The organism is Dietzia sp. SLG310A2-38A2, assembly GCF_014145095.1.
Taxonomy (GTDB): Bacteria; Actinomycetota; Actinomycetes; order Mycobacteriales; family Mycobacteriaceae; genus Dietzia.
The window spans coordinates 1-1,167 of sequence record NZ_JAALDX010000366.1; the positions used below are offsets into that span (position 1 = coordinate 1).

Sequence of the window (1,167 nt, forward strand, 5' to 3'; positions counted from 1 at the left end):
GACGGTGAACCGGACCAGCCGCCGCAGCGCCTCGTTCGCGGGACCGGCGGGCAGCGCGTCGAGCTCGGCCATGGCGTCCGCCACGTACTGCTCGAGCGTGGCCCGCGCGCGGCGCATTCCCTCCGAGGCGCGGAGCAGGTCCAGGGCCTCGTGGACCTCGGAGTCGTCGGTCAGCGGCTGCGCCAACAGTTCCCGGAGGCGGTCACCGTCGGTGGAACCGGCCTCGAGTGCGTAGATCATGGGCAGTGTGTGCACGCCCTCGCGCAGGTCGGTGCCGGGGGTCTTGCCCGAGTCGGACGACGGCGAGGCGATGTCGATGATGTCGTCGGCGATCTGGAACGCGATCCCCACGGCGTCTCCCAGCCGTCGCAGACTCTGGATCTGCTCGTCGGAGGCTCCGGAGTACTCGCCGCCGAACTGGGCGGCTGCCGCGATCAGCGACCCGGTCTTCTCCCAGATCACGCGCAGGTAGTGCCCGGCGGCGTCGGCGGCGTTCCCGCCGTCGCCCGGCCCGACCGTCTCCCGCATCTGTCCGGTGACCAGCTCCGCGAAGGTCTGGGCGATGAGCTGGACCGCGGCCGGGCCGAGGTCCGCCAGGAGCATGGAGGAGTGGGCGAAGAGGAAGTCGCCGGCGAGGATCGCGGTGGAGTTGTCCCAGCGGCTGTTGGCGGACTCCACGCCGCGGCGCACGGCCGCCTCGTCCATCACGTCGTCGTGATAGAGCGTGGCCAGGTGGATCATCTCGCACACCACGGCGGCCTTGACCAGGCGCTCGCGGTCGGGCTCCGGACCGAGCTCGCCGGTGAGCAGGGTGACGACGGGCCGGAAGCGCTTCCCGCCGGCGGTGACCAGGTGCAGGGCGACCTCGGTGAGGAAGTCCTCCCCGGTCTCGAGTCGGCTCACCAGGAGCTCCTCGACCTCCACGAGTCGCGCCCTCAGCAGAGCCGCGAGGTCCGCGTCGCCGACGTCCACGCCCGCCACCACATGGTCGGGCGCCGTCTCAGCGGTGCCGGTCGTCACAGAATCGCTCGACATCCTCATTCGTCCTCGTCGCCTGGTGCGGACCGGCATCGACCGACCCTGACGACAGACTACGGTCCCCGCCCGAGGGCTGCGGCACCCCACCCCGGCCGAGGTCGGCGCCGACCGGTCCGGCGCCGACCTGCC

Annotated in this window: 1 protein-coding gene; it reads right to left on the minus strand. The window is 72.1% G+C overall.

The annotated features are described in order from the left end of the window. Positions 1–1,035 (minus strand): polyprenyl synthetase family protein (locus G6027_RS12865; RefSeq protein WP_182637520.1); only part of this gene is annotated, 1,035 nt, incomplete at its 3' end. Between the last annotated feature and the right edge of the window lie 132 nt (positions 1,036–1,167).